Source organism: Paeniclostridium hominis (assembly GCF_014306135.1).
Taxonomy (GTDB): domain Bacteria; phylum Bacillota; class Clostridia; order Peptostreptococcales; family Peptostreptococcaceae; genus Paraclostridium; species Paraclostridium hominis.
In genome coordinates this window covers 151,650-168,707 of the sequence record NZ_JACRWD010000004.1, presented here as the reverse complement: position 1 = coordinate 168,707, position 17,058 = coordinate 151,650, and the positions used below count along the sequence as shown (strand labels likewise).

Annotated in this window: 14 protein-coding genes and 1 rRNA gene; 2 read left to right on the top strand and 13 right to left on the bottom strand. The window is 29.0% G+C overall.

Features of this window, described 5'->3' with window-relative positions; translation table 11 throughout:
• Together H8891_RS11385 and H8891_RS11380 are read right to left on the bottom strand one after the other, a co-directional pair.
• A 16S ribosomal RNA gene (locus tag H8891_RS11385) occupies nt 1–402 on the bottom strand; the annotation flags it as partial.
• A gap of 325 nt (nt 403–727) precedes the next feature.
• On the bottom strand, nt 728–1,975 hold the full coding sequence (locus H8891_RS11380) for a serine hydroxymethyltransferase (protein ID WP_187006539.1): 1,248 nt from the start codon (nt 1,973–1,975) through the stop codon (nt 728–730).
• A 247-nt stretch (nt 1,976–2,222) separates the two neighbouring features.
• Between H8891_RS11380 and H8891_RS11375 the strand changes: the two genes are divergently transcribed.
• Both H8891_RS11375 and H8891_RS11370 read left to right on the top strand, forming a co-directional pair.
• A complete protein-coding gene (locus H8891_RS11375; protein WP_276510626.1) occupies nt 2,223–3,014 on the top strand; it encodes a threonine/serine exporter family protein in 792 nt (263 codons plus the stop codon).
• Nucleotides 3,014–3,559: a threonine/serine exporter family protein gene (locus tag H8891_RS11370; RefSeq protein WP_187006538.1), complete on the top strand. Its 546-nt coding sequence runs from the start codon at nt 3,014–3,016 to the stop codon at nt 3,557–3,559. The genes H8891_RS11375 and H8891_RS11370 overlap by 1 nt, the downstream gene beginning before the upstream one ends.
• Nucleotides 3,560–3,591: 32 nt before the next feature.
• Here H8891_RS11370 and H8891_RS11365 read toward each other — a convergent pair whose 3' ends face one another.
• From H8891_RS11365 to H8891_RS11315, 11 genes are all read right to left on the bottom strand, one after another.
• Nucleotides 3,592–4,032, bottom strand: a complete 441-nt coding sequence (locus H8891_RS11365) for a SoxR reducing system RseC family protein (protein ID WP_187006537.1) — start codon at nt 4,030–4,032, stop codon at nt 3,592–3,594.
• A gap of 10 nt (nt 4,033–4,042) precedes the next feature.
• Nucleotides 4,043–4,333, bottom strand: coding sequence for a metal-sensitive transcriptional regulator (locus H8891_RS11360; RefSeq protein WP_147547250.1), 291 nt, complete (start codon nt 4,331–4,333; stop codon nt 4,043–4,045).
• A 95-nt stretch (nt 4,334–4,428) separates the two neighbouring features.
• Complete coding sequence (gene aspS, locus H8891_RS11355; protein ID WP_187006536.1) at nt 4,429–6,216, bottom strand: aspartate--tRNA ligase; 1,788 nt, start codon at nt 6,214–6,216, stop codon at nt 4,429–4,431.
• Nucleotides 6,217–6,239: 23 nt separating this feature from the next.
• The gene (gene hisS, locus H8891_RS11350) at nt 6,240–7,502 is read right to left on the bottom strand and encodes a histidine--tRNA ligase (RefSeq protein ID WP_187006535.1); all 1,263 of its coding nucleotides are present in this window, start codon (nt 7,500–7,502) and stop codon (nt 6,240–6,242) included.
• The gene (gene hemZ / locus H8891_RS11345; protein ID WP_187006534.1) at nt 7,492–8,967 is read right to left on the bottom strand and encodes a coproporphyrinogen dehydrogenase HemZ; all 1,476 of its coding nucleotides are present in this window, start codon (nt 8,965–8,967) and stop codon (nt 7,492–7,494) included. The genes hisS and hemZ overlap by 11 nt, the downstream gene beginning before the upstream one ends.
• 39 nt (nt 8,968–9,006) lie before the next feature.
• Complete coding sequence (locus H8891_RS11340) at nt 9,007–9,624, bottom strand: MBL fold metallo-hydrolase (RefSeq protein ID WP_187006533.1); 618 nt, start codon at nt 9,622–9,624, stop codon at nt 9,007–9,009.
• Nucleotides 9,625–9,637: 13 nt separating this feature from the next.
• Complete coding sequence (dtd, locus tag H8891_RS11335; RefSeq protein ID WP_187006532.1) at nt 9,638–10,087, bottom strand: D-aminoacyl-tRNA deacylase; 450 nt, start codon at nt 10,085–10,087, stop codon at nt 9,638–9,640.
• 10 nt (nt 10,088–10,097) lie between these two features.
• Complete coding sequence (locus H8891_RS11330) at nt 10,098–12,305, bottom strand: RelA/SpoT family protein (RefSeq protein WP_187006531.1); 2,208 nt, start codon at nt 12,303–12,305, stop codon at nt 10,098–10,100.
• 74 nt (nt 12,306–12,379) lie between these two features.
• On the bottom strand, nt 12,380–12,892 hold the full coding sequence (locus H8891_RS11325) for an adenine phosphoribosyltransferase (protein WP_147547236.1): 513 nt from the start codon (nt 12,890–12,892) through the stop codon (nt 12,380–12,382).
• A gap of 10 nt (nt 12,893–12,902) precedes the next feature.
• On the bottom strand, nt 12,903–15,347 hold the full coding sequence (recJ, locus tag H8891_RS11320; RefSeq protein ID WP_187006530.1) for a single-stranded-DNA-specific exonuclease RecJ: 2,445 nt from the start codon (nt 15,345–15,347) through the stop codon (nt 12,903–12,905).
• 13 nt (nt 15,348–15,360) lie between these two features.
• The gene (locus tag H8891_RS11315; protein ID WP_187006529.1) at nt 15,361–17,025 is read right to left on the bottom strand and encodes an ABC1 kinase family protein; all 1,665 of its coding nucleotides are present in this window, start codon (nt 17,023–17,025) and stop codon (nt 15,361–15,363) included.
• Between the last annotated feature and the right edge of the window lie 33 nt (nt 17,026–17,058).

Below are 17,058 nucleotides of genomic sequence, written 5' to 3'. Positions count from 1 at the left end.
TTCATCGCTCACGCGGCGTTGCTGCATCAGGCTTTCGCCCATTGTGCAATATTCCCCACTGCTGCCTCCCGTAGGAGTCTGGACCGTGTCTCAGTTCCAGTGTGGCCGATCACCCTCTCAGGTCGGCTACTGATCGTCGCCTTGGTAAGCCGTTACCTTACCAACTAGCTAATCAGACGCGGGTCCATCCTGTACCGCAAAAGCTTTGATATAAAAGTCATGCAACTTTTATATATCATCTCGTATTAGCATACCTTTCGGTATGTTATCCGTGTGTACAGGGCAGGTTACCCACGCGTTACTCACCCGTCCGCCGCTCTTCTCCGAAGAGAATCGCTCGACTTGCATGTGTTAGGCACGCCGCCAGCGTTCATCCTGAGCCAGGATCAAACTCTCAAATAAAAGTTGTCCATCGCTCAGCTATCATTATCTGAATATCTGGCTTGGTTGTTTGTTGTTTAATTCTTTAAAAAGAATTTTTATAATTAACCTACTGTTTAATTTTCAAAGTTCATTTTGTCTTTGCCCTTTTCTTAAGGACAAGTATTACTATACCACCTTAATTTAATATGGTCAATACTTTTTTAAAATTTAATTTAATTTTTTTATTTTTAGAAAAAGTACTATTAATGTAACCCTAAAACATGCCTTTATAATAAAGCTATAACCTCAAAAAAGGCCAAGATTTAAATACTATCTTAGCCCCTTTGATCTCACAATATAAAGTCTACTTTTTAAATATTTCATACTCTTTGTATAAAGGATATTTATTTGTCAATTCTACTACTTTATCCCTTGCTTCTTTTTCTTTATTATAAGTTAAACATAAATCTATAGCCTCTGCTATATCTACCATATCTTCTTCTTTCATCCCTCTAGTAGTTACTGCAGGTGTGCCTAATCTTATACCACTAGTTATAAATGCTCCATTTGGATCAAACGGTATCGTATTTTTATTAGCTGTTATATAAGCTTCATCTAATCTTTTCTCAGCTTCTTTGCCAGTTATATTCTTATTTGTTAAAGCTAATAATATTAAATGATTATCTGTTCCACCTGTAATTAATTTAAAATCTCTTTTTATTAGTTCTTCTGCTAGCTTTTTAGCATTTTTTACAACTTGATTTTGATATTCTTTAAACTCAGGTTCTAAAGCTTCTTTAAATGCAACTGCCTTTGCAGCTATTATATGCTCTAATGGTCCTCCTTGAGTTCCTGGGAATATAGCTTTATCTATAGCTTTGGCGTATTCTTTTTTACAAAGTATTATACCCCCTCTAGGACCTCTTAAAGTTTTATGAGTTGTACTTGTAACAAAATCTGCTACCTCACATGGGTTTTGATGAAGTCCCGCAGCCACAAGGCCAGCTATATGAGCCATATCTACCATAAGCATAGCTCCCACTTCATCTGCTATTTCCCTAAATTTTCTAAAGTCTATTTCTCTTGGATAAGCACTAGCCCCTGCAACTATTAATCTAGGTTTTATTTCATGAGCTTTTTTTCTTATATCATCATAATCTATTCTTCCATCTTCTATATTTACACCATACTCTGTAAATTTAAAATACTGGCCTGATATATTAGCTGGTGAACCATGAGTTAAATGTCCTCCTTGAGATAAATTCATCCCCATTACTTTATCTCCCGGCTTTAATATAGCAAAATAAACCCCAATATTTGCATTTGCTCCAGAATGAGGTTGAACATTTGCATGTTCTGCATTAAATATTTTTTTTAATCTTTCTATAGCTAATGTTTCTACTTCATCTATATGTTCACATCCTCCATAGTATCTTTTTCCTGAATAACCTTCTGCATATTTATTTGTAAGATGACTTCCCATAGTTTCCATAACAGCCATAGATACAATATTTTCTGATGCTATTAACTCTATATTTCTTTTTTGTCTTTGTAATTCTCTTTCCATACTTTCATAAATATCTTTATCAAATTTTTTTAAATTTTCAAACATTTAATCATCCTTTCTTTATAAATAAATATATACTCATAAGGCTATTGTTTATAAACTCCTAATATATATATACTATTTTTGATCTTTAATATTCCTATTTGAAATAGTTTTCAAAATTAGATTTATTTAGTAAATTTAGCAAATTCAAACTTAACTTAAATGTAGATATATACTAAATAAATACATGTATTTATGTTTAAATATTTGATATAATCTTTATTATTATATTTATTTTGGAGGTGTAGTTTTGGATAGAGAGTTTAATTATGATCAAGATAGAAAAAAAGATATCTTTAGACTTGCACTTTTCACAGGTGAACTCATGCTAAGAAATGGCGCTGAAACTTATAGAGTTGAAGATACCATACTTAGAATTTGTAACTCTAGAGGATATCAACATGTAAATGTATTTACTTCTCCTACAGTAATAATTATTTCAGATGAAAGATTCGATGGAATTACTTTTATGAAAACTATAAAAAATAGAGGTATTAATTTAAACAAAATTGATCTTTTAAATGCGTTTTCTAGAGAATTTGTTTCTAATAAAAATTTATCTACGAAAGATGCTATAGTTTTACTTAAAGATATTGAAAAAGTAAAATCTTATAATCAATGGGTGGTTTATGTTGGCACAGGACTTGGCTCTGCTTGCTTCTCAGTCTTATTAGGGTGTACATTGGTAGATTTCATCTTTACATTTATAACATCTATTTTTGCAGTTATAATATTTGATAAAATGTTTAGTATAAGCTCTATACCTTCATTTGCAACATTAACTTCAGCTATATTTATAGCTGTAATTGGTACTTCTTTGTCAAGTATTGGATTTTTAAGTCAGCCTAATACTCTTATTGTCGGCTCAATAATGCCTCTACTTCCTGGGGTCTCTTTGATAAAAGGGTTAAGAGATCTTATATCTGGGGATTTAATATCTGGTGTAGCAAGAGCATTTGATGCCACTTTAACTGCTGTTGCCATTGCTGTTGGTGTAGGATTTGTTCTTGATGTATGGCTTAAATTAGGGGGTGTACTATAATGAGTTCTATGCCTCTATATTTACATTTTATATTTAGTTTTATTTGTACTATAGGTTTTTCTATATTCTTAAGTGCTCCTAAAAGATCACTACCTTATGCAGGCTTAATAGGTGCTATAGGTTGGGTTTTATATGTTTACTTATTTAAACTAACAGATAACCCTATTTTATCAAATTTTGTACCTGCTACAATTGTAGGAATTTTAAGCGAGGTATCTGCAAGATATTTAAAACAACCTGCTATTGTATTTATAATACCAGGTATAATACCTCTAGTTCCTGGATTAGGTATGTACAATACTATGTTGTATCTTGTTCAAGAAAATTATGAGCTAGCTACATCTACAGGTGTAACTGCTTTATTGGTCGGTGGAGCTATATCTCTTGGAGTATTAATTGTAACTTCATTTGTTAAAACTATAAATACAATAAAACTAAAAAAATCTGTATCTAGCTTTAACCATGTAACTACAAAGAAAGATTCTAATTATGAAAATAATATAATGACTGAGGATAACGATTTAGACCAAAATGATGATTTGTAAAAAATTAAGAGGAAGCTATATTGCTTCCTCTTTTATATATCTATATTGTCTATCACTTTAGTTATTATAGGTATGTAGTTTCTACTTTCTCTAAACTTAAAATCTCTACTCTTTATAGCTAAATAAGATAGTATAGTTAATAATACACCTATACCTCCACTTATTACTTCTATATTAAATGGTATGTCAAAACAACTTAACACCTTATAAGATAAAATAGTTCCCCCCAAAAGCGCTATTAGCGGTATAGCATAAATTATGGATGCTGCTTTAATTACATTTACAGAGTCCATATTTACCTCCACATAATCTCCGACCTTAGCACCTAATGTGTTATCTACTTCAACAATTATATCTTTTTTATCTGTAGATGATGCGCACTTACCACAAGATGCACACGCTGAATGCTTTTGCATTTTTATCTTCGCAGTTATACTATCTACTATTTCTATTACATACCCATGTTGATTCATATTTATCCCCCTATTTAGTAAATTTATTTATAGTTTGCATTAACTCAGATATTAGTTCATCTGATTTTTCAAAATTACCTTCTTTTATAGAATTAGCCACACAACCTTTAATATGATTTTCTAAAATAATATTTCCTACTTTATTTATAGCAGATCTTATAGCAGATATCTGAACTAAAATATCCACACAATATCTTTCATCCTCAACCATTTTTTGAATTCCTTTTACTTGGCCTTCAATCCTATTTAACCTTTTAATAATTAAATCTTTGTCATTAGTACTAGCTAATTTCTTATCCATATATCAACCTCTTCTCTGTTCTTATATTATATTATATACCATTTTAATAAAAAAAATAAATACTGCCAAATTAATTTAGCAGTATTTATTAACTATTACTCTTTATCTTTTATATCTACTTTTATATTTAACTCTTCTAGTTGAGCTTCATCTGCAATTGCAGGTGCATTTGTCATAGGACATACTGCACTTTGATTTTTAGGGAATGCTATAACATCTTTAATATTAGTAGTTCCAGCAAGTATCATTATAAGTCTATCTAATCCAAATGCCATCCCTGCATGAGGAGGAGTTCCATATTTAAATGCATCTAATAAGAATCCAAACTTCTCTTGTGCTTCTTCTTCAGTGAACCCTAATGCTTTAAACATTTTTTGTTGTACGTCAGAATTAAATATTCTAACACTTCCTCCACCTACTTCATATCCATTTATAACCATATCATAAGCCTTAGCTCTTAAAGAAGCTTTATCGTCTCCTTCAATTCCTTCTAAGTCTTCATCAAGTGGTGATGTGAATGGGTGATGTTTAGCTATCATTCTTCCAGTTTCTTCATCTTCCTCGAATAATGGGAATTCAGTTACCCATAACATTTCATAAACATTGTTATCTAATATATTTAATCTTCTAGCAACTTCTAATCTTACTTGTCCTAATGCATCAAATACTACAGAATCTTTGTCTGCAACAAATAGTAATAAATCTCCTTCTTTAGCATCCATTCTGTCTAATATAGCTGTCATTTCTTCTGCTGTGAAGAACTTAGCTATAGGAGATGTAACCTCTCTATTTTCTCCTACTTTTATCCAAGCAAGACCTTTAGCTTTATAAGTTTTAGCATGATCTTCTAGTTTACCTATTTGTTTTTTAGAGAAATCTTCAGCTTTTCCTTTAACATTTATACCTCTTACACTTCCATCTTTAGCAGCATTAGCAAATACTCCAAATCCGCAAGTTTTTACTATATCAGATATATCAGTTAATTCATACCCAAATCTAGTATCTGGTTTATCTGAACCATATCTTTCCATAGCCTCAGCATAAGTCATAGTCTTAAGTGGTAACTTAACATCAACATTTAAAATTTCTTTAAATATTCTTTGTACCATTTTCTCCATTATAGCCATAACATCTTCTTGTTCAACAAAAGACATTTCGCAGTCTATTTGAGTAAATTCTGGTTGTCTGTCTGCTCTTAAATCTTCATCTCTGAAACACTTAACTATTTGGAAGTATCTATCCATACCACTTACCATTAGTAATTGCTTGAATAATTGTGGTGATTGTGGTAATGCATAGAATTTTCCTTCATTAACTCTACTTGGAACTAAATAATCTCTAGCTCCTTCTGGAGTTGGCTTTATTAAAAAGGGAGTTTCTATTTCAAAGAAATTATTTTCTGTTAAGTAATTTCTAACTATATTTGCAACCTTACTTCTTAATATTAAATTCTTTTGCATAGATGGTTTTCTTAAATCTAGGTATCTATATTTAAGTCTTAACTCTTCTGATACATTATCATCATCTTTTATATATATAGGTGGTGTTTCTGATTTATTTAATAATCTTAACTCAGTAGCAAATACTTCTATATCTCCAGTTGGTAAATTAGGATTTTTAGATGATCTTTCAGCAACTTTACCTTTTATAGCTATAACATATTCAGAGCCTAATTTTTCAGCTTTAGCAAAAGCATCTGCATTTACGTCTGTATCAAATATTATTTGACAAATTCCACTTCTATCTCTTAGGTCAACGAATACTAATCCTCCTAAGTTTCTTTTCTTTTGTACCCATCCCATAAGTACAACTTCTTCATCTATATTAGATTCTCTTAAGTCTCCACAGTAGTGAGTTCTCTTTAGTCCATTTAGAGTCTCCATAACTTGCCCTCCATATATTGAAATTATAATCTATTTTTTAATTCTGTAACTATCTCACTTAGTTTTATAGTTGTTTGTTCTGATGTAGCCATATTTTTAAGCTTAACCTCATCATTAGACAACTCATCATCACCTATGACTATAGTATATTTAGCATTTAATTTATCTGCATATTTAAACTGAGCTTTTAAACTTCTGTCTAAGTGGTCTTTATCTGCACTTATGTGATTTTCTCTTAAATCTTTTAATATCTTAAAGCTCTTAGCTTGAGCATTCTCTCCTATAGTTGCAATAAATATATCTGTAGCTTTAGGATTTTCTATTTCTATATTATTATTCTCAAGTGTCAATAATAATCTCTCAACACCAAGGGCAAAACCTATACCACTTACTCCTTTAGGTCCTCCAAGTTGCTCTACTAATCCATCGTATCTTCCACCACCACAAACTGTACTTTGTGCTCCTATATCTGTTGATATTATCTCAAATGCAGTTTTTTTGTAGTAATCAAGACCTCTAACTATAGTTTTATCAATCTTAAAGTTTATTCCCATTTCAGTTAAATACTCTTGAACTTTTTCAAAGTGATTTTTACAATCATCACATAAGTGGTCTATCATATATGGTATATCCACTAAATTTTCTTTACAAACTGGATTTTTACAGTCTATAACTCTCATTGGATTTTTTTCTTTTCTTTCATTACAAGTTTCACATAATACATCACTTTTAGAATCAAGATATGATTTTAATATATCATTGTATTTTGCTCTACATGTAGGACATCCAACTGAGTTTATACACGTTTGTAAATTATTTAATCCTACCTCATTGAAAAACTGCACTGCTAGCGCTATAACTTCTGCATCTATAGAAGGTTTATCACTACCTAATGTTTCTATTCCAAATTGATGGAATTGTCTTTGTCTTCCTGCTTGCGGTCTTTCATATCTAAAACAAGGAGTTTGATAGAATAACTTTGTTGGTTGAGTATCTGCATACATCTTATTTTCTATGAATGCTCTTACTGCCCCAGCAGTTCCTTCCGGTTTTAGTGTTATACTTCTTTGTCCTTTATCCTCAAAAGTATACATTTCCTTTTGAACAACGTCTGTTGTTTCTCCAACGCCTCTTTGGAATAATTCCGTATGTTCAAATATAGGAGTTCTTATTTCTTCATATCCAAATAGCGCACAAATTTCTCTAAATTTATTTTCAACATAATTCCATTTATATGCATCTTTTGGAGTTATATCTTTTGTCCCTCTTGGAGCCTTAGTTAACATTTTTATATACCTCCTTTACCTTTCTTTCTATCATTTCATCAACTCTGTCTATATATTGTTCAACATTCTTAACATTATCAGTTCTTTCTATTCTATCTTCATCTACATAGACGTACTTACTTATTGCACCTGCACCTACAGCTAAATTGCTTTGTTTTTCTTCCATTATTTGAATATTATATATACATTCAAAGCCTTCTTTAGCATATCCTATATTCTCAAGATTTCCAAGCATATGTTTTTGTCTATACATATAATATGGATTTAATCCCATATCTTTTGCATATTCCATGGATAAATCAATCATTTTTATCATTTCTTCATATCTTGTAAGCTCATATTTATCAAGATTTTCTTTTAATGTAGATGCTCTCTTTATAGCTAAAGTATGTACAGTTAGACTTTCAGGTGACAGTTCTTTTATTTTTTCTAAAGTATTTCTAACCATTTCTAAATCTTCATCAACTAATCCTAATATAATATCCATATTTATATTGTCAAACCCTAAATCTCTAGCCATCTTAAAACAATTTATTATATCGTCAACATTATGATCTCTTCCTATTTTAGCTAATGTTTCATTATTCATAGTTTGAGGATTTATACTTATTCTAGTGACATTATGTTTTTTCATAACTTCTAGCTTTTCTTTAGTTATAGTATCTGGTCTACCAGCTTCAACTGTAAATTCTTTTATATTACTTAAATCTAATTCTTCAAATAAAGCTTTAATCAATACATCTAGTTGATTAGCTTCTAAGGCAGTAGGTGTCCCACCACCTATATAAAGAGTTTCGATATCTTTATTAGTATCTTTTAAAAGTTTCGCTAAACCTTTTATCTCTTTTATAAGTGCTTTTACATATTTGTCTCTTAGATGACCAAATTGTTTCATAGGATTAGCTGGGAATGAACAATACACACATCTTGTAGGGCAAAAAGGTATACTTACATATAAAGATATTTTATTTTTATCAATTGGATATATAAATACCCTTTCTCTTTTTGCTATATCTAAAGCTAAATCTATTTTTTCATCTTTTATTAAATAATTATTTTTAAGATTTTCTCTTATATCTTCTTCACTTAAGTCTTGGTCTAATAAGTTATGTACTATTTTAACAGGTCTTATTCCCGTTAAAATACCCCAAGGTACATAAGTTTTAAATAATTCATCTAAAACATTAAATATACTTCTTTTTATTATTGTTTTTGTACCTTTTTTTATATCTTCTTTATTTATTAAATTTGTATCAAAACTTTCTGATTTGCAAATTTTTAGTTCCTTATTTTCATAGAATTTAGTTATACTTTCTATTTGTTTATCTTTTATAATAACTTCATTTATTAAAATTTTTTCAAATTCATCATTACTATTTATAAATTTAAATTGAGTAGTAAATAATTTTAATAATTCTGCAACTTCATACTTGTAGTCATGTCCTTGTAACTTAACACCTAACATTTAAACTACTCCTTTTTCTTTAGTCTTAACAAAGACCCATTATACCATATATGGGTTGGTAGCTTTTTCTATGCCCATAGTAGTATTTGGTCCATGCCCTGGGTATACAATTATATCATCTTCATAATTTTTTAATCTACTTAATGATTTTTGTATTTGTTTATTATCTCCACTATATAAATCAGTTCTACCCATACTTCCTGCAAATAAAGTATCTCCTGTGAACATGTGATTTCCTACCTTTATACACATACCACCTTTAGTATGCCCTGGTGTATGTATAAATTTAAGTTTTAAATCTCCTAAATTTATACTGTCACCTTCATTAACATATTTATCAGCCTCAAATTCAGTAGGTCCACAGTGCATTCTGTAACTTAAATTTTTCTTTTTATCTAATAATATTTCTTTTTCATCACTATGTGCTATTATACATGCATTTGTAGCTTTTTTTAATTCAGGTACACAACCAATATGATCTCCATGTCCATGAGTAAGAATTATATATTTAACTTCTATAAAATTGTCTTTTACATACTTTATTAAATCTTTTACATCTCCACCTGGATCTATAACAGCACCTTCTCTTGTATTTTTATCTGCTATTAGGTAAGTATTTTCTCCAAATAAGTGATCTGTAAATTTTTCTATTATCATAACTTTATCCCCCTTAAAAATTTTTTTCTGAATCTATAAGCATAGTAACAGGTCCATCATTTACTAATTCTACCATCATATGAGCTCCAAATTCACCAGTTTCAACTTTTATACCTTCTTTAATAGCCTTTTTTATAAATTCTTCATACAACTTAGTAGCTAAATCTGGTTTTGCAGCATTTGTAAAATTAGGTCTTCTACCTTTTTTACAATCACCATATAATGTAAATTGGGAAACTACCAAAAGTTCTCCCTTCACATCTTTAAGTGATAAATTCATTTTTTCATTTTCATCTTCAAATATTCTTAAATTTACTATCTTTTCTAATAAATAATCCACATCTAAACTTGTATCTTCATGAGTTACACCTAATAATACAAGTAATCCTTTGTTTATACTTCCAATTGTATTTTCATTTACTGTAACTTTTGAAGAAGATACTCTTTGAACTACAGCTCTCATTAGTTCCTCCTTAATTTATAACTCTATAAATTTCCTCTACTCCTGGAATTGATTTAATCTTTTTCATTAAAAGACTTAATGCATCTATACTTTCAACCTCTACAAGTAAATTTACATTAATAACACTATCTTTCCCTTTTCTAGCATTTATGCCATTTAATGCTATCTTCTCAATTGCTACAATATGAGTTATATCATTTATAATACCTCTTCTATCCTCAGCTTGTATTTGTATCTCAGCTTCAAACTTAGTATTATTTGATGTTTCCCAAGAAACTTCTACTAATCTATTTTTGAAATATTCATCATCTAAATTAGAGTTTGGGCAATCTTTTCTATGAACTGCAACTCCTCTACCTTTTGTTATATATCCAATAATATCATCCCCAGGTATTGGATTACAGCATTTAGCAAATCTAACTAATATATTATCTAATCCCTTTACTATAATTCCTTGTGGTGATGATTTCTTTCTTTTTTTAGTATATTCTTGCTCTCCTATACTATGCTTATTTATATCATCTATTTGTTTAGTATCTGGTGTTTTCTTTACAACTTCTTTTTCATAAAGTTCTTTTATTTTTGGAACTATTTGAGATGGCATTATTCCTCCATATCCTATAGTAGCAATCAAATCTTCTACTGTAGGCTGATTGAATTTTTTAGCCATCTGAATCATATATTTTTCAATTGTAGCATCTTTTGTAGGTATTGCATATTTTTTAAATTCTTTTTCTAAAATTACATTTCCTCTCTCTATATTTTCTTCTCTTCGTTCTTTCTTAAACCACTGTCTTATTTTAGATTTAGCATTAGGAGTTTGTACTAAATTAATCCAGTCTCTACTTGGTCCATTAGAATTCGTAGAAGTCAATATTTCAACTATATTACCATTTTGTAATTTATAGTCTAGGGGAACTATTCTTCCATTAATCTTAGCTCCTACACATTTATTTCCTACATTAGTATGTACTCTATATGCAAAGTCTATAGGAGTTGATCCTGCTGGTAACTCTATTACATCTCCTTTTGGAGTAAATACATAAACTTGACTATTAAATACATCATCTTTTAATGCATCCATAAACTCCTGAGGATCTTTTAGATCTTTTTCCCACTCCATCATTTGTCTTAGCCACTGTAGTTTTTCTTCTAATTTACTCTCTTTTACATTTGTTTTTCCTTCTTTATACTTCCAATGTGCTGCAATTCCGTACTCAGCTATATTATGCATTTCTTTTGTTCTTATTTGTATCTCTACAGGCTCACCGTCCGGTCCTAAAACTATTGTATGTAAAGATTGATACATATTTGGCTTTGGCATAGCAATATAATCTTTAAATCTTCCAGGTATTGGTTTCCATAAAGTATGTACCATCCCTAATACAGCGTAGCAATCTTTTACAGAATCAACTATAATTCTAACTGCCATTAAGTCATATATTTCTTCAAAATCTTTATGTTTATTTTTCATTTTTCTATATATACTATAGAAATGTTTAGGCCTTCCATATATATCACATTTTATATTAACTTCTTTAAATTTATCATTAAGAATATGTACTATTCTTTCTATATAAGCTTCTCTTTGACTTCTTTTTTTAGCAACTTTATCTACTAAGTCATAATATCCTTCACTGTCTATATATCTAAGTGCGATATCTTCTAATTCCCACTTAACTTTATATATACCTAGCCTACTGGCAATTCCACCGTAAATTTCTAATGTTTCTTTCGCTTTAGATTTTGCTTTTTCAGGAGGCATGAACTTTAAGGTTCTCATATTATGTAACCTATCGGCTAATTTTATCAGTATAACTCTAATATCTTTTGACATAGCTAAAAACATCTTTCTTAAATTTTCAGCTTGTGTCTCTTCCTTTGATTTATACTTTATTTGCCCAAGTTTTGTAACTCCATCAACAAGGTCTGCTACTTCTTCCCCAAACTCATTTTTTATATCCTCATATGTGTATTGAGTATCTTCAACTACATCATGTAATAACCCTGCTGCTATAGTTTGCATATCTAATTCCATATCACAAAGTATATTAGCAACTGCTATTGGATGTATAAAATATGGCTCCCCAGATTTTCTTAATTGACCATCATGTGCCTTTTTACCATAGTAATAGGCTTTTTTTACTAGGTCTATATCTCCATTAGGAGCATATGTTTTTATCTTATCTATTAATTCTTGTAATTGCTTATCTTGCATAGTACCACCTATTTTATAGTATAAATTTTGATATATATGAAAATAGTTGGCTTTTTACCAACTATTGAACGTTATTAATATTTTACAAGTGAGTTTACATGATAATTAGATAGTTTATCTCTACCTTTTAACTCTTCTAATTCTATTAAAAATTGCATAGAAACAACCTCTCCACCTAACTTTTCTATAAGTTTAGCAGCAGCTTGCATAGTTCCTCCTGTAGCTAATAAATCATCTACTATCGCAACTCTTTGACCTGGCTTTATTGCATCTTTATGGATTTCTAATGTATCAGTTCCGTACTCTAATCCATACTCAAAGCTTTCTACTTCTCCTGGTAATTTACCTGGTTTTCTAACTGGTACAAATCCTATGCCCATTCCGTAAGCAACTGGCGTTCCCATTAAGAATCCTCTTGCTTCTGGTCCAACTATTACATCAACATTTTTATCTTTTAGATCTGCTATTATCTCATCTATGGCAAACTTAAATGCTTCTCCGTTGCTTAATAAAGTTGTTATGTCTTTAAATCCTATACCTGGTTTTGGGAAATCTTTAATCTCTCTTATTGAATCTCTTAAGTTCATTTAAATCCTCCTAATAGCTGTGTTTATATTTATCTTTAAGTCGATTAAGTCCTTGTAAAATTAAACTTGAACTTAAATCAATCTTAGAACTTGGCTTTGGCATAATTTCCATATTTAAAGTATTGCTTTTATTATCTATATTAAAATTCATTAATTCTAAATCTTTAAATACATTTAGCATAGCAAATAATTTTATAGGCGCTATATTTAAATTTGATTTAATTTCTAATATATTAATTTTAACTTCTCTATATTTAGATACAAGTTTATATAAAGCTATAAATTCTTCTCTACTTGGAATTATACTATTTACTATATTATTTATATATATTAAGTCATTTTTATCATAATACTTTATAATCTCACATTGATTATTTGTATATTCATATAAAAACGAATATTCTTCTATACTATATAAATAATCATAAAGAATAATATTATTATATCTTTTTAAATCTATTTTATCAATATAGGGAAAGAATATAAGTTGAACTTTGTCGTTTATCTTCTCTATAATATTATAATTTATATCAAATTCATATTCTGTAAGTGATAAATCTGATACAGCTTTAAAAAATCCATTTATCGAGTTGGCAATTATTAAACTCTTATCATTTATGTAATCAAATATATTTATATCTTTACTTCCGTATATATTTATATTTTCATTCATATTTTCTATATCTTTAGATTCTATACATGGCTTTAAGTTTTCAAACAATTTTATACTATTTATATTTTTACTTGCATTCTTTGGATATGCGAGCCTTATATCTTTTAACAAAAACTGTATTTTCCTATTTCCCATATAATTATTTTCATCTAGTTGAAATAATACGTCTACTTTATCTCCAACCTCATAATTTTCAGCCATATAAGCCATGTTAAATCCAACACATTCATATACTTTATCTTTTTCTAAGTTTAATTTCAGATGATTTTTTTCTTTACCCATTCTAAATATAGATCTTATTTCTAAATCTCTAATTATGAATCTAGGGCTTGGATTACTCATACCAAAGGGCTCTAAGCTATGTAATTCTTCAATTAAATTAAAATCTATAGAACCTTCGTTTAATTCAAATTCTACAGATATATTTTCTATCATATCTTCATCTGTAAGGTTGTAATCTGCTATTTCATTAACTCGTCTTCTTAACTCGTCTATATTATTTTTATCCATAGATAATCCAGCTGCTTGCTCATGACCTCCAAACTTTCCAAGCAAATCAGAGCACTTTACAAGGGTATCAAATATGCTAAAACCTTTTATTGATCTAGCAGAACCTGTAGCTTCTTCATCTTCTATAGTTAAAAGTATAGTAGGTTTGTAATATTTTTCCGTTAATTTTGATGCTACTATTCCAATAACTCCATGTTGCCATCCTTTATTGGCTATTACTAATACCTTATCATCTTTATATCTTTCATCCCCATTAATTATATCTTCAGCTTCTTGATACATTTTAGCTTCTATCATTTGTCTTTCATTATTCTTATCTTCTAGTAAACTTGCTATTTCAATAGCTTCTTCTTTAGATTTAGTTGTAAATAATTCAACTCCTAAATATGAATAACCTAATCTTCCCGATGCATTTATTCTAGGGCCTATAGAAAATCCTACATGTGATGAACCTATTTTATCCGTATCTATTCCACATACTTTTATAAGTTCTTTTAGTCCTAAGTTTATTCCATCTTTCATAAGCTTAAGCCCATTTTTAACAATTATTCTATTTTCGTCTACTAATGGAACTATATCACATATAGTTGCTAATGTTACAATCTCTAAGTAATTATACATAGAAGTTTTAAATTCTTCTGCTGGAGTTAATGCTTGTATAAGTTTAAATGCTACTCCACATCCACATAACATATCAAATGGGTAATTACAATTTTCTTGTTTAGGATTTATAACTGCATAAGCATTAGGTATTTCATCTTGTACTTCATGGTGATCAGTTATTATCACATCTATACCTAATTGATTTGCTAATTCCACTTCTTTTACAGATGTTATCCCACAGTCTACACTTATTAACAAATCACACCCTTGATTTTTTAAAACTCCTATGGCATCTTCATTTATCCCATAACCTTCTTCTAATCTATTAGGTATATAGTATTTTACTGGAAATCCTATAGAATCAAAATATAAACATAGTACAGAAGTTGAAGATACCCCATCTACATCATAATCTCCATATATCCATATATTTTGATTGTTTTCTATAGCATACTCTATTCTATATACAGCTTTTTCCATATCCTTCATTAAAAATGGGTCTCTTAAGTAATCTAGAGATGGATTTATGAAAATTTCAGCATCTTCTTCGCTGTTAATCCCTCTATTTTTTAATATCTGACCTATTTCCGGGGAAATTTTCATTTTTTTATTTAAATCGTAATCCTTTATACTTCCTTTATACTTAAGTGTCCATTTTTTGCTAAACATAGACAATCACCCCCTATTTTTTTATATATTCAGATCTTATTATTTTTATAACTAATAATATACCAACTAAAAAAGAAACTATAAACCCTGAAAAAGCTAGTGTTTTAACCCAAAAACTATTATTTATGTTAGGTGATGCTATTATTAAAGATGATCCTACTAATAATGCTGCTAAAACTAAACTCAAAGATAATTGGGTCGCTAAATCAGTTATTATCTTTTCTAATTTAGAAAATTTCACATCTTCTATATGAAGTTTAATATTATTTTTTTCTAAATTTCTAAGTATACTTTTTAATTGTCTAGGTATTATTCTTACATCTGCAATAGCTTCTTGTGCACTTTGCTTTGATTGTTTTAATATATTTTCTGGGTTTAATCTATTTAAATAGTAATATTTCATAAATGATTTACCAGCTATAGTTATAGAAAAATTAGGATTGAGTTCTCTAGCTGTTCCTTCAAGAGTTATCAATGCTTTTACTAATAAAACTAACTGAGGTGGTAGTGCTACCTTATAAGTTCTACAAAATCTAAATACTTCATTTAATATATCACCTAAATTTAACTTATCTATAGGAACATCATAATAATAATGCATTAAATAAAGTAAATCTTGTCTTAATCCACTTAAATTAGTATCATAAGATATAATATCTAATTCCATAAGTAAATATATAATTCTATCTATGTTTTTATCCACTGCAGCAAATGCAATAGAATTTAATATATTTAACGTCTTTTTATCTATTATACCTATCATTCCAAAGTCTATATAGGATATACAATTTTCATTTATAACAAATATATTTCCTGGATGTGGGTCTGCATGAAAAAAACCATATTCAAATATTTGCTTAAATAAAGAATTCATTCCTATTTCGCTAATTTTTTTAGTATCCCAACCTAACTCTTTCATTTTATCAATATCGCTAAGTTTAACTCCAACTATTTTTTCTAATACTAACACTCTTTTAGTTGTATACTCCATAAATACATTTGGAATATATACTTCTGTTGTATCAGAGAATATATTTTGAAATTTAAGTCCATTTATTGCCTCAAAATTATAATCTAACTCTCTTAAAAGTTGCGTTTCAAAATCTTCAACTATCCCTTCTATATCTACATTTAAATCTTTATTAAAATCTTTAATAGCACCTGCAATTGCTTTTAATATCTCTATATCTGACTTTATTATACTTTCTACTTTTGGCCTTTGAACTTTTACTATTACGCTCTCTCCACTTTTTAACTTAGCCTCATAAACTTGACCTAAGGATGCCGCTGCTATAGGCGTAGAATTAAATTCTAGGAAAATATCACTTATAGGCATCTTAAGTTCTTCTTCTAATATCTTTATAGCTATATTAGTGTCAAATACATCTACATTATCTCTTAATTTTACTAACTCATTTATAACGCTTTGATCTAATAAATCTTTTCTAGTACTTAGTATTTGACCTAATTTTACATATGTGGGCCCTAATTCCTCAAAAGCTCTTCTTAACCTTTCTCCTGTAGACATATTCTTTATTTCTGCTGGCGGATTTGTTATTGGAATCTTGTAAGCTACACCTTCTATATTAAGTTTTTCTACTATAATACTAAATCCATATTTTAAAAGTATACGAACTATTTCTTTATATCTTTTTAAATGTCTATAACTTACTTTCATTTTTCACACCCTAGTCTTAGTTTAAATAATATT

Excerpts from the sequence above, each read along its gene's own strand:
- H8891_RS11340 (WP_187006533.1), bottom strand. The coding sequence starts at position 9,624 with ATGATAATAGAAAAATTTACAGATCACTTATTTGGAGAAAATACTTAC.
- H8891_RS11325 (WP_147547236.1), bottom strand. The coding sequence starts at position 12,892 with ATGAACTTAAGAGATTCAATAAGAGAGATTAAAGATTTCCCAAAACCA.
- H8891_RS11365 (WP_187006537.1), bottom strand. The coding sequence starts at position 4,032 with ATGAATCAACATGGGTATGTAATAGAAATAGTAGATAGTATAACTGCG.
- H8891_RS11315 (WP_187006529.1), bottom strand. The coding sequence starts at position 17,025 with ATGAAAGTAAGTTATAGACATTTAAAAAGATATAAAGAAATAGTTCGT.
- hisS (WP_187006535.1), bottom strand. The coding sequence starts at position 7,502 with ATGTTAACTAAGGCTCCAAGAGGGACAAAAGATATAACTCCAAAAGAT.
- hemZ (WP_187006534.1), bottom strand. The coding sequence starts at position 8,967 with ATGTTAGGTGTTAAGTTACAAGGACATGACTACAAGTATGAAGTTGCA.
- H8891_RS11380 (WP_187006539.1), bottom strand. The coding sequence starts at position 1,975 with ATGTTTGAAAATTTAAAAAAATTTGATAAAGATATTTATGAAAGTATG.
- H8891_RS11360 (WP_147547250.1), bottom strand. The coding sequence starts at position 4,333 with ATGGATAAGAAATTAGCTAGTACTAATGACAAAGATTTAATTATTAAA.
- H8891_RS11330 (WP_187006531.1), bottom strand. The coding sequence starts at position 12,305 with ATGCAAGATAAGCAATTACAAGAATTAATAGATAAGATAAAAACATAT.
- recJ (WP_187006530.1), bottom strand. The coding sequence starts at position 15,347 with ATGTTTAGCAAAAAATGGACACTTAAGTATAAAGGAAGTATAAAGGAT.
- H8891_RS11370 (WP_187006538.1), top strand. The coding sequence starts at position 3,014 with ATGAGTTCTATGCCTCTATATTTACATTTTATATTTAGTTTTATTTGT.
- dtd (WP_187006532.1), bottom strand. The coding sequence starts at position 10,087 with ATGAGAGCTGTAGTTCAAAGAGTATCTTCTTCAAAAGTTACAGTAAAT.
- aspS (WP_187006536.1), bottom strand. The coding sequence starts at position 6,216 with ATGGAGACTCTAAATGGACTAAAGAGAACTCACTACTGTGGAGACTTA.